General features: G+C 64.6%; 9 protein-coding genes. 5 read left to right on the forward strand and 4 right to left on the reverse strand.

The genetic code is table 11. The features are described 5' to 3' along the window. Positions 1-97: 97 nt before the first annotated feature. The 3 genes from D4Q51_RS12895 to thpR all read right to left on the reverse strand — a co-directional run bounded on the left by D4Q51_RS12895 (position 98) and on the right by thpR (position 2,463). On the reverse strand, positions 98-781 hold the full coding sequence (locus D4Q51_RS12895; protein ID WP_240624727.1) for a hypothetical protein: 684 nt from the start codon (positions 779-781) through the stop codon (positions 98-100). Positions 782-815: 34 nt separating this feature from the next. Beyond that, a complete protein-coding gene (locus D4Q51_RS12900; RefSeq protein WP_240624728.1) occupies positions 816-1,538 on the reverse strand; it encodes a lysozyme in 723 nt (240 codons plus the stop codon). 379 nt (positions 1,539-1,917) lie between these two features. Then, entirely contained in the window at positions 1,918-2,463 is a 546-nt protein-coding gene (thpR, locus tag D4Q51_RS12905) for an RNA 2',3'-cyclic phosphodiesterase (protein WP_120078173.1), read from the reverse strand. A gap of 43 nt (positions 2,464-2,506) precedes the next feature. Between thpR and D4Q51_RS12910 the strand changes: the two genes are divergently transcribed. The 4 genes from D4Q51_RS12910 to D4Q51_RS15830 all read left to right on the forward strand — a co-directional run bounded on the left by D4Q51_RS12910 (position 2,507) and on the right by D4Q51_RS15830 (position 9,700). Beyond that, positions 2,507-3,919 carry a surface lipoprotein assembly modifier gene (locus tag D4Q51_RS12910; protein WP_240624731.1) on the forward strand — a complete coding sequence of 471 codons (1,413 nt, stop codon included), beginning with the start codon at positions 2,507-2,509 and terminating at the stop codon, positions 3,917-3,919. A gap of 109 nt (positions 3,920-4,028) precedes the next feature. Continuing rightward, entirely contained in the window at positions 4,029-4,637 is a 609-nt protein-coding gene (locus tag D4Q51_RS15875) for a hypothetical protein (RefSeq protein ID WP_162925326.1), read from the forward strand. Between the two features lie 27 nt (positions 4,638-4,664). After that, positions 4,665-7,751, forward strand: a complete 3,087-nt coding sequence (locus D4Q51_RS12925) for a transferrin-binding protein-like solute binding protein (RefSeq protein WP_120078175.1) — start codon at positions 4,665-4,667, stop codon at positions 7,749-7,751. An 89-nt stretch (positions 7,752-7,840) separates the two neighbouring features. Continuing rightward, the gene (locus D4Q51_RS15830; RefSeq protein ID WP_170146356.1) at positions 7,841-9,700 is read left to right on the forward strand and encodes a HupA family protein; all 1,860 of its coding nucleotides are present in this window, start codon (positions 7,841-7,843) and stop codon (positions 9,698-9,700) included. A 75-nt stretch (positions 9,701-9,775) separates the two neighbouring features. Here D4Q51_RS15830 and D4Q51_RS12940 read toward each other — a convergent pair whose 3' ends face one another. Further along, positions 9,776-12,706 carry a YadA family autotransporter adhesin gene (locus D4Q51_RS12940; protein ID WP_120078178.1) on the reverse strand — a complete coding sequence of 977 codons (2,931 nt, stop codon included), beginning with the start codon at positions 12,704-12,706 and terminating at the stop codon, positions 9,776-9,778. Between the two features lie 447 nt (positions 12,707-13,153). On the opposite strand from D4Q51_RS12940, the gene uvrA reads away from it, so the two are divergent. Further along, positions 13,154-16,069, forward strand: coding sequence for an excinuclease ABC subunit UvrA (gene uvrA, locus D4Q51_RS12945; RefSeq protein WP_120078179.1), 2,916 nt, complete (start codon positions 13,154-13,156; stop codon positions 16,067-16,069). The last annotated feature ends 89 nt before the right edge of the window (positions 16,070-16,158 follow it).

Consider the following 16,158-nt stretch of genomic DNA (forward strand, 5'->3'; position numbering starts at 1 on the left):
TAATTCTGGCGCGCCGGACGGCGCAGCGTTGTGGTTTCTACTGAAACTTGGCGCATAGTCCTACAGATGGAACCTGCCAAGAGCCTGAACGCGCCTGTCAGGAGGAGGTTTCCGCCTCCGTATCGGCGGCAGCCGCAGCAGCTTCAGCCAGCGCCTGCCGGTTGACGGTGACGACGCGCGGGCGACCGCCCGGTTCGCCGGGGCTGAGCCAGATCGCACCAAGTTCGAAAAAACCGCCTTGGTCGGGCACGACAGTCATGTCACGAAGGTGAAGGCCGCGCATCAGGGCGAGCATTTCGGGCGAGAAGACCTCGGTGAACTCGCGGTCCGCAAGGTCTGTTTCCAGCATGTCGCGGCGGTTGCCCTCGGCATCGATGTATAGCAGCGGTATGCCGATCTCGCCTAGCAGGGCGTCACGGTCTTCGCCCGACGCGGCCTTGCGCAGAGCAGAAAGAGTGGCTTCGTACTGGCTTGCGCTGGTGCCCGTGGAGCAGGAGATAAGCCCGCCCTCGGCAGGATCGTTGGCGCGGTCGAAATCACGGTCGGGCGATGGCTGTTGCTCCCACACCACCAGCAGGCAGTCGCGGTCGGCCTCGGCGGCGGCGGAGCCTGCTGGCGCGGGAATGTCCAGATCCCCGGCAATTTCGCCCGAAGCATCGACCGGCGGCCCTTCTTGCGAACACGCTCCCAGCATCACAAGACCCGCCAGCGCGGCAACGATACGGGCCGGGGCGGGTCTTGCTGTCTTGTACGTGCGGCGGTGCAACATGGTCTGGCTCATGGCCGTTGGAATGACTGTGTTCAAGCTCGGCTTGTCAGGTGGTCGCCTGGCCCCTCATATCGACTTCGATGGCGCGCGGATCCTCATAGGTTGCGCTCATGAAAATCGACTGGCGGCGTTCGGAGCGGAATTCCAGCCCGCGTGCAACCTTTCCGGCGGCGGTGGTGTAGGTCAGTTCGCTGGCGATCCCGTCGTAATCGGCCATCTGGATGGCAGCGTTGAGATTGGGGCTCTGACTTTCCGAGACGTTTCCTTCACCCACATTGTAGACAAGATCCACCAGCGCATCGAATTCGTGCTGGTAGAGAGGGAGGTCGCCGACGAGGCGTTTTACTCCCTGTTCGGCGCGGCGCAAATCGGCCTCAAGGAAGTCAAGCGCCTGGTCGTAGGAAATGCGGTCGCCGACCCTCAGACCATCCTCCGGGCGCACCAAATGTCCGACACCGACTGTCGGATAACCTGCAACGTCGCGATAGACCGTCAGGCGAACGCCCTCCTCTTCGGCAAGTGCTTCCTTCATGGTGTCGCTGGATACGAGTTCCAATGCGTGGACGCGCGTCTGTGTCGGGTCAATCTGCTGGAAACTGATCTTGTGCTGCGGATCGAAGGCCGAAATATCGACAGCGCCGGTGCTGAAGCCCATTACGGCGGCCGACATGGCGAGCACAGCCTTGCGCTTGCGCATCCGGCCACGCAGATTATCACCCCTGATGGAGCGATACTTGCGGCGCATCCGGCGCACCAATTCGCGCACCATTTCGCCCCGCATCCAGCTGAGGGCAGGTTCGAGTTCTTTCGACGTGTCCGCCTTGCTCTTGTCCGGTGACGGCTGCGAAGGCCGCCGAGGGGGCTTGGGAGGGTGAGTGGAGCCGTCGCGTGGATTGGATCGCTGCGCCTGGGCGGCGATCGCATGTGCGTCGATCGGATTTTCAATAGGTGTCGGGTTCGACATGAGAGTCCTGTTGTGCCTGTGGCAACCGACGCGGGTAGGACTTTCGGCGGTCGCCGTGTATCGTTTCACCTTATCAACGGGTTGCCCGCCATATCGGTCCACAGTTCGTCCGATCAGGCCAACGGTTCGCGAGTTGTGCGGGAACGATCGGCACCGCACAGATGCCCTGAGAAAGATTCTTAGACTATTGGGTAAGCCACGGAAATTTCGTTATTTCCGAATATATTGCGCCGTTCGGCGTAAGGTCACTTTCGAACAGGGAAAAGCCATCAACCTGCCACGGGCCGAGGCTCAGCGCGCCGTTGGCGTGCAGCCAGTCGCCGATGAAGCCGCTGCCGGAATTGAGTCGGGCCAGCGTGATGTGCGGGATGAACCTGCGTGTTTCCGCCGGCAGGCCGGCGCGGCGGCAGGCCATCTCCACGCGCATCTGCACCAGGTCCAGTTCCGTGCTGGGAGCGACACGCGCCCAGACCGCACGGGCACGGCCTTTGCCCTCGAAATGCCCGACGCCGTAAATGCGGATCGGGAAGGGGGCGAACAGCAAGCTTTCCAGCGCGGTGGCGAGGTCCTCGGCCGTGTGACGGTCCACCTCGCCGACGAAGCGCAGCGTCACGTGCAGGTTGTCGGCATCCTGCCAACGCGCGCCGGGTATCCCTTCCATCGTGTCCAGCAGGGCTTCTGCCACGTCTTCTGGAGGGCGCAGGGCGACAAAGAGGCGGCGTGAGGCCATTCAAGCCACATGGCGATTGCGGACATAATCGTCCAGCATTGCGATGGCCTATGGACAATCGTTCGCGGCGGGAGCAGAGGAGCCGCTCTTCCAGATATCTTCCATGCATTTCAGTCGCCGCTCCCTCGCACCGGTCATTTGCGCCGCGCTGATCGCGGCCACCCCTGCGCGCCCCGCGGCGCAGGAGGTTGAGTCGCGCGAGCAGGACGGGACCGAAACGGTGAACCTCACGCCGGCGCAACTGTTCGCCTTTGCCGACGAGGCGCGCGATGCCGGGGATTTCGAAACGGCGGAAACCGCCTATCGCGCCCTTGCGCAGCATCCCGAAATCGAACTGCGGACGGAAGCGCGCTTCCGCCTCGCGATGATGCTGGACGGGCAGGGCGAGACGCGCGAGGCGGCAACGATCCTGCGGCAGATCCTCGACGAGAAGCCCGATGCGGCGCGCGTGCGGGTGGAACTTGCGCGCATGCAGGCGACGATGGGCAACCTGCGCGCGGCGGAGCGCGAACTGCGCGCCGCGCACGCGGCAGGGCTACCGCCCGAAGTTGAGCGGCTGGTCCGGTTCTACGCCAGCGCGCTCAATTCCTCGCGCCTCTATGGTGCCAGCCTCGAACTGGCCCTCGCGCCCGACAGCAACATCAACCGCGCCACTCGGTCGGACACGCTGGGCACGATCATCGGCGATTTCGACCTCAGTGAGGATGCCCAGGCGACCAGCGGCCTGGGCCTTGCTACCCGCGCGCAACTATGGGGCCGTCTGCCCGTATCCTCGAATGTGCTAATGCGCGGAGAGATCAACGCCGGCGGTTCCTTCTACAAGGAAAACCAGTTCGACGACTACTCCATCGGCGTGGAGCTGGGGCCGGAGCTGCAATCGGGCGCGGACCGTTTCGCGCTGACCGGCGTGGTGCAGTGGCGCTGGTTCGGCGGCGATCCCTATGCCTTCTCCTACGGGGCGCAGGGGGACTGGCGCCACCCCATCGGCCAGCGCACGCAGATGCGCGTCGATGGCTCCGTGCTGCGCAGCGAGGACAGGTTCAACGACCTGCGCGATGCGACGCGCTACTCGCTCTCGACCGGCGTGGACCGCGCTTTCTCGCAGCGGTTCGGGGGCGGAGTGAGCGTTTCGGGCAGCCGCAGCGTGGCGCGCGATCCGGGCTATTCCACCACGCGCGGCGGGCTTGCCGCCTATGCCTACCGCGAGGCCGGGCAGACCACGCTGGTCGCCAATCTCGGCTATTCGCACTTGGAGGCTGACGAGAGGCTGTTCCTTTATCCGGAGCGCCGCCGGGACGACCGCCTCGATGCCGGACTCTCCGCGACGCTGCGTGCCCTGCGGGTCGGCACTTTCGCCCCGGTGGTGCGGCTGCGGTACGAGCGGAACTGGTCGACGGTGGAGATTTACGACTACGACCGGGTCGCTGCGGAATTCGGTGTGACCGCTGCCTTCTGACGGCCGCATTTTGAATATTGCCAGGATTTCGAATCGGGCGCATTATCGCGGTGTCAGGAGAGGCCTCTAAACCCCTTCGGACAGGGATCTTTTGGGGCTTTCAGAAAATATGAATTCCAAGCGTCGGATTGCGGCCATGGCGTCGCTGTCGAGTCTTGCTCTTGCCTTGTCCGCATGTGGCGGCGGCAGCACCAGCGGCGGTGGCGGGCCGATCATCACGCCGGGACCGGCACCTTCGCCGACACCGACGCCCAGTCCGACGCCGGCTCCCACGCCGACGCCCACTCCGACACCGGCTCCAACGCCGACGCCTACGCCAACACCTACGCCTTCTCCGACACCGACACCGACACCGACACCGACACCTACGCCCACACCCGGCGCCAATGCCGATCTCGTCGGCACGCTGCAAAGCCAGACCTTCGGCAGCAAGTCGGTGCGCGGCCAGGCCAGCTATCCGTCGGGCACCCGCTCGGGCGCGCCGTCGAACGTCACGTTCGAATTCATCGCCGCCAGCAACAGCTACCGCGTCACCGGCGGCGGGGTGAGCCAGACGTTCCCGCTGTCCTCGCGCAACGCATCGCTCAGTAGCGCGGAGGCGAACGTCTACGTTGTCACGTCCGGGACGCGGACCGATAGCCTGCTGGTGACCACCAATTCCGAAGACCCCGGCACGCCCGACAACCCGCTGTTCCGCTATGTCGGCGCGGCCATCTGACAGCGCACGGACGAGACCGCGACCACGGTGAGCGGCCAGATCGAGGCGATTGCCTACGGCATCGTCACGCCCGTCGGAGAGGTTCCCACCACCGGCTCTGCCGATTACGAAGTGCGGCTCTACGGCACCACGGCCTTTTCCGACACGGCCCTGCCTTCGCGCGGGGACGGCTTGCTGACGGTCAACTTTGCCAGCGGCGCGATCACCGGCACCGGCGAAGTCAGCACGCTCAACGGCGGCTCCGTCACGCAGATCGATCCGTGGCGCGTGCAGGCCAGCATCAGCGCGGCGAACAAGACCTTCTCCGGCCTGTTCGCGGTCACCAGCTTCACCGGCGGCACCGGCTCCATCCAGGGGCAGTTCTACGGCCCCGGCGCGGCGGAGCTTGGCGGTGCCTATTCGTTCAATCCCGGCGGCGGCGGACCGATCTATCTCGGCGTGATGCTGGGCAAGGAAACGAGCCTGTTCCCCACCAACGATTCGCTTCGGGCGATGATCGTGAACGAAGACCTTGCCGAGATGGGGATGCAGTACCGCACCCAGATCGACAGCACCAACGGGGTGAATTTCAACGGCGGGGAGCCGAACCCGCACACGTCGGACACGTCATCCGTGCGCTACTCGGAAGACACCGGCTCGTTCGTCTACGATGCCGGGCTGGGCGGGGCAGATCGCGCCCTGACGTCGGCACCGGTCGCGTCGCTCAGCAACCTCGCGTTCGACGGATACACGTTCCAGACGACGGGGCCAGACGGCCAGACGGAGACGCACACCGTCTACAAGTTCCGCCCGGCGGACAACAATCCCGAGCTGGTGCTTACCTATTCCAGCCTGCTGGCCTATCGCTATTCGAAGCCCGACTACGCGACCTATTTCAACGTGGAGCAGGGCTACGTCGCGTTCGGCCAGCTGACCCCGGCAGACGCGATCCCTCGCACCGGGCAGGCGACCTATGGCGCGCTGCTCTATGGCCAGTCCGACAACACCACCATGTCAAACGGGCAGGGCGGCAATTACGAAGTGACCGGCACCGGCCAGTTCGTCGTCAATTTCGGCGCGGGCACGGTGGGCGGCTCGCTCAGCCCGTGGCTCTACGATCCTGTCGTCGGAACGCTGACGCAACTGGGTGACTACACACTCGAAACCGGCCAGATCACCTACGACAACCCCAGCTTCTTCCCCGATCCCGCGTTCTTCGGCGGCATCGCCGGGCCGAACACGCCTTCGGGCAGCGGGGGCTATTACCAGGGCCAGTTTGCCGGCCCCAATGCCGAGGAACTGATCGCCCGCTGGTTCGCCCAGACGGTGGACCCGGTATCGGGCGGCCAGCTCGATATCTTCGGCGCGGCCGTGGGCAAGGCGGGGGCGAGCGTTTCGCTGCCGGACCTGCTGCCGGGCCGTGCGGCTCCCACGCTGGTGACGCTGCCCAGCCTGCCGCCGGGCACCACGTCCCTGATCGATCCCGATGGCCGCTATGGCTTCGCGACGCGGGCATCGCTGCTCAGCCTCGACACCAATTCGACGGGCGGCGTGACGACGCAGCCGGAAGCCGGCACCAGCCGGCTCGACATCGTCTACGATTCCGCCACCGGCAATTACGAGGTGGTGGTCGGTGCCGATACGGTGACATTCGTACCGGGCAGCGAGACGGGCAGCTTCGCGGCTGGCAACGTCAACTATTCGCGATTCGTCAACGGCACCGGCAACAACCAGGATGTGCTGGTAATCGCGGACTTCCCGGCATCGCCGGACAAGAACCTGTCCTACGTCACCCACGGCCTGTTCAGCAGCCGCAACCCGGCGGGCGTGGGTAGCGTGTTCGATGCCTACGGCTTCTATGCCGGTATCCCAACCGCGGCCTCCGAAGTGCCGCGAACGGGCTCTGCCAACTACTCGGTCTACCTCTATGCGCTGGCCGGGCAGAACGGCGCGCCGACGGAACTGGTGCGCTCGCTCGTACCCGGCACGATGGACGTCTATTTCCAGGGCGACAGCATCTACCTCACGGGCGATGCCGAGCGGTACAATCTCGCCACCGGTGCTTCGCTGGGAACGGTGAACTACAATGCCAGCGCCGACATTTCGGGCTTCGAGAACGATTTTGGCGGCGTGTTCCGCCTGAACGGCGTGGAAGGAAGCTGGGAAGGGCTGTTCTTCGGCCCGGCGGCGCAGGAAGTTGCCGCCACGTTCCAGTCGCTGAACGGTGGATACTCCTATGCCGGTTCGCTGGCAGGCTCCCGCGATCCCGCCTTCCGGGGCGTCGCCACCAACTTCGCCGAGCTGACCGAACCGACCGATTTCGGAGCGATCCAGCTGCGCACGCAGCAGTCGCGCTATTCGTTCAGCACAGAGGTCTACCAGCAGTTCGGCCAGGTGGGTGATTTCATGGAATACACCGGTGTCCCCCCGGTCCGCTACGATCCCGCTACCGGCGAATGGACCGTCGTGCGCGGGATCGAGGCCACGTTCGACACGGGCGACATCGATGCCGCGCAGTCGAACGACCAGTTCATCGCCTATGGCGACACCGTGCTGGGCGAAACGGGCGTGGATCCAGTGAACGGCATGAAGCTGCTCAACCCCGCGGCGGGCAACTCGTTCGTGGAGCTGACCTACACCTCCTTCATCGATTACCAGGCGGGCGACGGCACAGTTGACCGCTACCTGCTGGTCTTCGGGTTCGAGACAGAGGACGTGGACGTTCCGACCACGGGCAGCGCCAGCTACACCACCACGGTCGTGGGCGTGGGGGCCAGCACCGGCTTCGACGGCGACGAGTTCTACACCGTGGACGGCACCAATGCGATCACGGTGAACTTCGGCGCAGGTTCGTGGAGGGCGGCCTTGGACCTGAACGGCACGAACCAGAACACCGGGGCCACCCGCGATCTGGGCAGTTACACGACGGACCTCGGCTCGATCACCGGCAACAAGCTGAACCAGACGAACCTGCGCGACGGGGCCGATACCGATGTGGGCGACATGTTCGCCTACTTCTTCGGCCCGCAGGCGGCAGAGATCGGCGGCGGCTTCGATATCTACACCCCCGACACCATTCGCGGCGGAGATAACCAGCTGGATATCGACGGCGTGTTCTTCGGCAAGAAAGACTGATGACAAGGAAGCGCGTTGCCCTATCCGGGCGGCGCGCTTGCGGTTACGAGTGAACAGGTGCCTCCGCTAAGGCGCATTGAGGACAGGGTATGCATTCCATCAAGACAGCTTCGATCTCCAGCCTCGCGCTGGCACTGGCAGCGTGCGGCGGAGGCGGCACCTCGGGCGGCGGCGGCCCGGTCATCACGCCCGGCCCCGCGCCCACGGCAACGCCGACACCATCGCCAACGCCTACGCCTACGCCCACTCCCGCGCCGACTCCGGCACCCACTCCCGCTCCTTCGCCGACACCCACGCCGGTGCCGACGAATCCGAACACCAGCGTGCAGCCGCCGCTGGAAACGGGCACCTTTGCAACGCAGGCCGATATCACGACCGTGACCTACGATCGCGGCGCGGCCCAGGCTTCAGCCAAGGGCGATGGCTCGCAGATCACCATCAGCTACGACGCGACCGACAACGCCTACGTGATCGGGGTCGGGCCGCAGAATTACCGCTTCCTGCCGAGTGACGCGGTAGCCTCTGCGGGGAACTTCGCCTTTGCGAACAGCGCGAACGGGGAGGAGCGGAACCTCCTGCTATCCACCGGCGACCAGGGGCTGATCGAACCGCGCCCGGATTATGTGCGCGAGGGATTGTTCTACACCTCCACCTACAATGCCATCGACGACGAGCGCGACTATACCGCATCCAGTTTCGTGTTCGGCCTGCCCAGCGACGTGGCCGATATCGCGCCAAGCGGGCGGGCGGCGCATTTCATCACCCTGCGCGGCGCATTGTCCGGTTCGTCCGCACAAGGCGCGCCTTATGACACGCTTTCGCTGCTGAGCGGCGTCGGCTCGATCCAGGTCGACTTTGCCACCGGCAAGGTGACGATCGCCGCGAACACGACGGTCAGCAACACGCAGGGCCAGTCGCGCGACCAGGCCAATGCGGGCACGCTGTCCGGCACGGCGAGCCTGGCCTCGGGCGAGAACCTGTTCACCGGCAGCTTCACCGCCAACCATACCGACGGTGCGGGGGCGCTGGTGTTCAACGGCGACTGGTCGGGCCGTTTCTACGGGCCGGATGCGGACGAGGTGGGCGGCACGCTCTACGCGACCTCCGGCAACTACTTCTACAGCGCCAGCTTCGCGGGCCGCGAATACGATGAGGTCGTGCCCGGCGACACGCTGACAAACCTCACCGGCGTCACGCGTTTCCGCACCAGCCGCAATGCAAACCTGTTCCCGGATGCAGGCGGCATCGACTCCCTGCTGAGCGAATATTTCCTCACCTACGACGCGGCAACGCAGCGGTGGGAAGTGGCGACGAGCCAGTTCAACATCGGCTTCGGCCCTGGCAACCGCGTGGCCGCGCAGGATGCGAATGACCTGCTGGCCTACCGCGCCACGCAGCCCGTGGCGGACGGGGGCGAGGTGCAATACGATATCGGCCTGTTCGACGGCAGTTCGCAGGGCGTGACGCTCACCTACACCAGCTTCGCCCGCGTGATCGGCACCCGGCTGGATGCGAGCGACGCGGTGGAAGCGACCTCGCTCGACTGGATCGCTTTCGGCATTGCCACGCCGCTCGACCAGATACCGCTCACCGGCAGCGCCAGCTATACAGGGCGCACGGCGGGCACCCTGCGGCAGGGATCGGATATCCTCGCCGATTTCGGCGGCACCTCGCTGCTGCGGGTGAACTTCGGCGACCAGACCCTTACCGTGCGGATTGCACCAAGCGGCGTCGACGCGGGCGGTGTGCCGATTGCCTACGGTATCTACGATTTCGCCGGCGCGCTGTCGGCGGTGACGGGCGAGATCGAGGCGGACCTGAACGGCGGAAACGGCTCCCTGCTGGGCCGCTTCTTCGGCGATGCCGCGCAGGAATACGGCGCGACGTTCAGGATCGAGGATGCAGGGCTGGGCACGCTCGACGGGGTCAGCTTCGGCACGCGCGACTGACCACGCTCGATTTACAGGGGAAGGGCGCGCCACCCGGCCGGGTGGCGCGCCCTCCTGCTGTCTTCCGATCACGCCTCAGAAGCTGATACCGGCCCCGGCGCTGAAGCCGCCCTTGCCGTTGGTATCGATCGTGCCGCCCACGCTCAGCACGCCTGCCCCGTCGTTGAACGTAGTGGATGCGCCGATGGCGAAGGCCGTTTCGCCGCGATAGTGGCCGATCGCGCCGCCAACCATCGAGCGGCCCGGATCCATCGTCTGCGGGACGCCCGCCAGCGCCATGGCGCCCGCGGTTCCGGCAAACGCCTCGTCGCGCAGTTCGTCAAGGTCGAAGGCCAGCTGGTCCAGCCCGGCGCTGATAATGTCGAACCGCTGGTCGGTATATTCCATCGAGCTGCTCATCACGTCGGCCAGACCAGCCTGCAACTGGCCAAGGTTCACCGCGTCATTCGCCAGCGTGCCGTTGGCAACGTTGTGCACCCGCACCGGCGCGGAAGAGTCGAGGCCCACGAAGGTCACGTCCTGCGTGATCGTGCCGCCGTTGCTCTGCGTCGGATCGTCAGGATCGGAATACTGCACCGCGACGACCGTACTGCCCGAGAGGTTGGCATTGATCGTCGCGATGTCCGAGGTGTTCTGGTCGATATCCACGCGGTTCTCTGCCACGGCTGCATTGGTAGCCGCCAGCTGCGAACCGTTGACCGCGTCGGTCGATCCGGCAGCGACATTGCCCGCCGCCACGTTCGTCAGGCGCACAGGGTCGCCCCCTGCGCCGATCAGCGCAGCGGTGTTGGTGGGCGTGTCGCTCATCATCGTGGGATCCACATCGTCCACGTAGCCGATGGGCACATTGGCAAGCTGCTGCTGCACTTCGACAATCGAGGTTTCGTTCACCGTCACCCGGTTGTCGATGTTGGCAATCGCGGTGCTGTTGTCCGCAATATCGCCCTCATTCACGGTGACGCGGCCATCGATATCGACGATGTCGCCTTCGTTCACCGTCACCCGGTCGTCGAGATTGGCGATGTCCGTGGTGTTGTTGGCGATATCGCCTTCGTTCACCGTCACGCGGGCGTCGATGTCGGCGATATCGCCTTCGTTGATCGTCACCCGGTCATCGAGATTGGCGATGACGGTGGTGTTGTTGGCGATATCGCCTTCGTTCACTGTCACGCGCGCATCGATGTTGGCAATGTCCGTCTCGTTCGCGGTGACGCGATTGTCGAGATCGACAATGTCGCCCTCGTTCGTGGTGACCCGCGTATCGAGATCGGCCACGGCCTGGTTGGTTGCAAACAACTGGCTGCCGTTCACCGCCTCGTCGGACGTGGCGCTGACCTCGCCGTCGGCGACATTTGCAAGCGTGGTGCCGCCGGCGCCGTCGAAGGTGATACTGGTGCGCGTCGCATCGTCGTAGGTCACGCCCAGCGGATCGCCGGTGCTGCCGATTGCTAGAATGGCATCGGCGTTGGCCTGGATGGCGACGGTGTTGGCGTCGACCTGCTGGTTGGTGGCGAACAGTTGCGAGCCGTTGACCGCATCGCTGGAGCCTGCGCTCAGCGTGCCATCGGCGACGTTGGTGACGGTCGTCCCGCCAGCGCCTCCCAGCGTCACGCTGGCCTGTGTGGCATCGTCGTATTGCACCGCCGTATCCTGCAATGCCGCAATGTCGGTGGTGTTGGTAGCGACGTCCGTTTGCAGGTCGACGATGTCCGTGGTGTTGGCCGCCACGTCCGTCTGGAGATCGGCAATGTCGCCGGCATTCGCGGCCACATCCTGATTGGTGGCAAACAGCTGGGAGCCATTCACTGCCTCATCCGACGTTGCGCTTACCTCGCCATCGGCCACGTTGGCGATGGTGGTGCCGCCCGCACCGCCCAGCGTCACGCTGGCCTGTGTGGCATCGTCGTATTGCACTGCGGTATCCTGCAGGGCCGCGATATCGGTGGTATTCGTCGCGACGTCTGTCTGCAGGTTCGTGATATCCGTAGTGTTCGTGGCGACATCGGTCTGGAGGCCGCCGATATCGGCGGCGTTTGCGGCCACATCCTGATTGGTTGCGAACAGTTGGGATCCGTTCACTGCCTCGCCGGACGTGGCGCTCACTTCGCCATCGGCAAGGTTGGCGATGGTGGTTCCACCCGCGCCGCCTAGCGTAATGGAGGTCTGCGTCGCGTCATCATACTGCACGGCATTCGCCACGGATGCGCTGACGCCATCGATCGCCGCCTGCACCTGGCCGACGGTCGCGGCATCGGTGGGGGCGGAGCCGGGCGCGACATTGGTGATCTGCCGCAGCGCGCCGGGCGCACCCACCGAAACCGAACCGGCGGAGTCGAAAGTCCCGGCAAGGAAATCGGCGGTATAGCCGGTTTGCGCGCCGCGATCCGCGACGGATCCTGCGCCCAGGGCAACACTGTTCGCGGCAGTTGCGCTGGCATCCGTACCGATTGCGATGGCGCCGTTCGCGCCGACTGCGGTGGAAGCGTTGTTGCCCAGCGCAATGGCATCGAGCTCTCCGGCCGATGCTGTCAGGCCGTCTGCACCAAGGCCCGAGATCTGGTTGCCGCCGATGGCAAGCCCACCTTCTTCGTTGAGCGTGAAATTGTCGGCGGCAAGGTTGCAGTCGCCGGGCGAAACGACGTTGCCGTCCGTGTCGAGCACCTGCAGCGAAATCGTGTCCCCGGCTGCGATTGCCGCGGTGGTATCCGCAATACCCAGGTCGACGTCGGGAATATCGAGCAGGTCGACCGTGCCCAGGACGAGGTCCAGTTCGATATCGAGGAGGTTGTCGTAAAGGGTTTCCAGCCCGGTCGCGGTGGGCACGACGGTGGTGGTTAGGATATCTGTCAGCACGGAATCGTCGAGCGAGATACCGGTGCAGACGTCGACTACGGGTTGGAGGGCCTGGGCCTGGACAGGTTTGGTGAAGCCCGGTGCGGTCAGGCTGGCAGCGCCAACCCCGGCCATCATCGTCGCTCGGAGAATCGCGGTGTGTGTCTTCCTCATTTCTCTTCCTCTCGTTTACCCGTCCAAGTAATTGAGATTATTCGTAATTTAGGAAGAGGAGCGTTAAGAGAATCCTATCGCGAATTGAGGACGGATTGCGCAAACTGCGCAATTTTGCAGGAAGATCGGATGGTTAGATGAAATCGGCTTCTTGGCAGTGTCCGGCGGTTTCGAAGCTCGCGGATTCGAGAATAGTTAAGATTTCGTTAACTCTGATCGCGACCAAATTGCGCAATATGCGGTTGCGCGGCTTTCAAGCGGAATTTCAATATCTTGTCGCGAATCAAACATAGGCGAAATGCGGCTTGGACGCAGTACGGCTTTTCGACCGCACTTGTGCACACCAGCGGAACATTGTAAGAACATCGACGGACAGTCCGCCTCTCTCAAGGCATGGACTTCAGGCCCACTGGACTTGTGACAAACAAGCCCCCACTTGGACGGCTTATGGCTCTTACCAGAATCTCTGTAAAAGGCGCTCGCGAACATAACCTCAAGGGGGTCGATATCGACCTTCCGCGCGACAGCCTGATCGTCATCACCGGCCTCTCCGGCTCCGGCAAGTCCAGCCTCGCGTTCGACACCATCTATGCCGAGGGGCAGCGGCGCTACGTGGAGAGCCTGTCGGCTTACGCGCGGCAGTTCCTGGAGATGATGCAGAAGCCCGATGTGGAGCACATCGACGGGCTGTCTCCCGCCATTTCCATCGAGCAGAAGACGACGAGCCGCAATCCGCGATCCACCGTGGCGACCGTTACCGAGATCTACGACTACATGCGCCTTTTGTGGGCGAGGGTGGGCGTGCCCTACTCGCCCGCCACCGGGCTGCCGATCGAGGCGCAGACGGTCTCCAACATGGTCGACCGGGTGATGGAACTGCCCGAAGGCACGCGGCTCTACCTGCTCGCCCCCGTGGTGCGCGGTCGCAAGGGCGAATACCGCAAGGAACTGGCCGAGTGGCAAAAGGCGGGTTTCACCCGTGTCCGCATCGACGGCGAGATGTACGCCATCGAGGACGCGCCCGCGCTCGACAAGAAGTTCAAGCACGACATCGAGGTGGTGGTGGACCGCCTCGCGGTGAAGAAGGGGCTGGAAACGCGGCTGGCGGACTCGTTCGAACAGGCGCTCAAGCTGGCCGAGGGGCTGGCCTACGTCGATCTTGCCGATGGCGTGGTGCCGGGGCGCGAGGACGAGGCAGATAGCGGCGGCAACCTGAAGGGCGCAGGCATCCCCGCCAACCGTATCGTGTTCTCAGAGAAATTCGCCTGCCCCGTCTCCGGCTTCACCATCGAGGAGATCGAGCCGCGCCTGTTCTCCTTCAACGCCCCGCAAGGTGCGTGCCCGACGTGTGACGGCATCGGCGAGAAGCAGCTCTTCGACCCGCAACTGGTGGTGCCGAACGAGGAACTGAGCCTGAAGAAGGGCGCCGTGGTGCCCTGGGCCAAGTCCAACCCGCCATCGCCCTATTACATGCAGGTGCTCGGCAGCCTCGCGGCGGAATACGGCTTTGACCTCACCACGCCGTGGAGCGACCTGAAGCCTGAACACCGTGACGTCATCCTCTACGGCACCAAGGGCAAGCGCGTGCCGCTCACCTTCAAGGACGGGCGCAAGGAATACACCGTGCAAAAGGCGTTCGAGGGGGTGATGGGCAACCTCAACCGCCGCATGGCGCAGACCGAGAGCGCGTGGATGCAGGAGGAGCTGGCCCGTTTCCAGACCGCGCAGCCGTGCGAGACCTGCGGCGGCGCGCGCCTCAACGAGAAGGCCCGCGCGGTGAAGATCGTCGATACCGACATTTCCCAGCCCACGCGCCTCAGCGTCTCCGACGCGCTCGAATGGTTCGAGGCGCTGCCCGATAAGCTCACCGACACGCAGAACCAGATTGCCCGCGCCATCCTCAAGGAAATCGTCGAGCGGCTTGGCTTCCTCAACAACGTCGGGCTTGACTACCTCAACCTCGATCGCACCAGCGGCACGCTGTCGGGCGGGGAGAGTCAGCGCATCCGCCTCGCCTCGCAGATCGGCTCCGGCCTGTCGGGCGTGCTCTACGTGCTGGACGAGCCGAGCATCGGCCTCCACCAGCGCGACAACGACCGGCTGCTGGAAACGCTCAAACGCCTGCGCGACCTCGGCAACACCGTGATCGTGGTGGAGCATGACGAGGACGCCATCCGCGCGGCGGACCACGTGGTGGACCTTGGCCCCGGCGCGGGCGTGCACGGCGGCGAAGTGGTGGCGCAGGGCACCCTGAAGCAGGTGCTGAAGGCCAAGAACTCGCTCACCGCCGATTACCTGACCGGCCGCCGCAAGATCGAGGTTCCGGCAAAGCGCCGCAAGGGCAACGGTCACAAGCTGACCGTGCACGGCGCGCGGGCGAACAACCTCAACAACGTCACCGCCTCCATCCCGCTGGGCACCTTCACCTGCGTCACCGGCGTCAGCGGGTCGGGCAAGTCCAGCTTCACCATCGACACGCTCTATGCCTCCGCCGCGCGCACGCTGAACAACGCCCGCGTGGTGGCCGGCGCGCACGACAAGGTGACGGGGCTGGAATACTGCGACAAGGTGATCGAGATCGACCAGTCGCCCATCGGCCGCACCCCGCGCTCCAACCCCGCCACCTACACCGGCGCCTTCACCAATATCCGCGACTGGTTCGCAGGCCTCCCCGAAGCGCAGGCGCGCGGATACAAGCCGGGCCGCTTCAGCTTCAACGTGAAGGGCGGCCGGTGCGAGGCGTGCCAAGGCGACGGCCTGATCAAGATCGAGATGCACTTCCTGCCCGACGTCTACGTCACCTGCGAGGAATGCGACGGCAAGCGCTACAACCGCGAGACGCTGGAAGTGAAGTTCAAGGGCATGTCCATTGCCGACGTGCTGGACATGACGATTGAGGACGCGGAGGAATTCTTCAAGGCCGTGCCCCCCATCCGCGACAAGATGCACATGCTGAACGAGGTAGGCCTCAGCTACGTGAAGGTGGGCCAGCAGGCCACCACGCTATCGGGCGGGGAGGCGCAGCGCGTGAAACTGGCCAAGGAACTGTCGAAACGCAGCACCGGCCAGACGCTGTACATCCTCGACGAGCCGACCACCGGCCTGCATTTCGAGGACGTGCGAAAGCTGCTGGAAGTGCTGCACCGTCTGGTGGACCAGGGCAATTCCGTGGTGGTGATCGAACACAACCTCGACGTGATCAAGACCGCCGACTGGCTGCTGGACCTCGGCCCGGACGGCGGCGTGCGCGGCGGCGAGATCGTGGCGGAGGGGACTCCGGAGCAGGTTGCTGCGGTGGAGGGGAGTTATACGGGGGCTTATTTGCGGCCTATGTTGGCCGCGGAGAAGACTGCGAAGAATTGAGCTATTTGACGATTGATTCGAACGTCCCAACTAGAGGGGCAACTCCCTGAACTTAGACCCGCCAATGCTTGCGCGAACGAAATGATGTT

The organism is Aurantiacibacter odishensis (assembly GCF_003605195.1).
In the GTDB taxonomy this organism is placed as follows: domain Bacteria; phylum Pseudomonadota; class Alphaproteobacteria; order Sphingomonadales; family Sphingomonadaceae; genus Alteraurantiacibacter; species Alteraurantiacibacter odishensis.

Coding starts and splice junctions, on each gene's coding strand:
- D4Q51_RS12895 (WP_240624727.1), bottom strand. CDS start 781: ATGAGCCAGACCATGTTGCACCGCCGCACGTACAAGACAGCAAGACCC.
- D4Q51_RS12900 (WP_240624728.1), bottom strand. CDS start 1,538: ATGGTGCGCGAATTGGTGCGCCGGATGCGCCGCAAGTATCGCTCCATC.
- thpR (WP_120078173.1), bottom strand. CDS start 2,463: ATGGCCTCACGCCGCCTCTTTGTCGCCCTGCGCCCTCCAGAAGACGTG.
- D4Q51_RS12910 (WP_240624731.1), top strand. CDS start 2,507: ATGGCCTATGGACAATCGTTCGCGGCGGGAGCAGAGGAGCCGCTCTTC.
- D4Q51_RS15875 (WP_162925326.1), top strand. CDS start 4,029: ATGAATTCCAAGCGTCGGATTGCGGCCATGGCGTCGCTGTCGAGTCTT.
- D4Q51_RS15830 (WP_170146356.1), top strand. CDS start 7,841: ATGCATTCCATCAAGACAGCTTCGATCTCCAGCCTCGCGCTGGCACTG.
- D4Q51_RS12940 (WP_120078178.1), bottom strand. CDS start 12,706: ATGAGGAAGACACACACCGCGATTCTCCGAGCGACGATGATGGCCGGG.
- uvrA (WP_120078179.1), top strand. CDS start 13,154: ATGGCTCTTACCAGAATCTCTGTAAAAGGCGCTCGCGAACATAACCTC.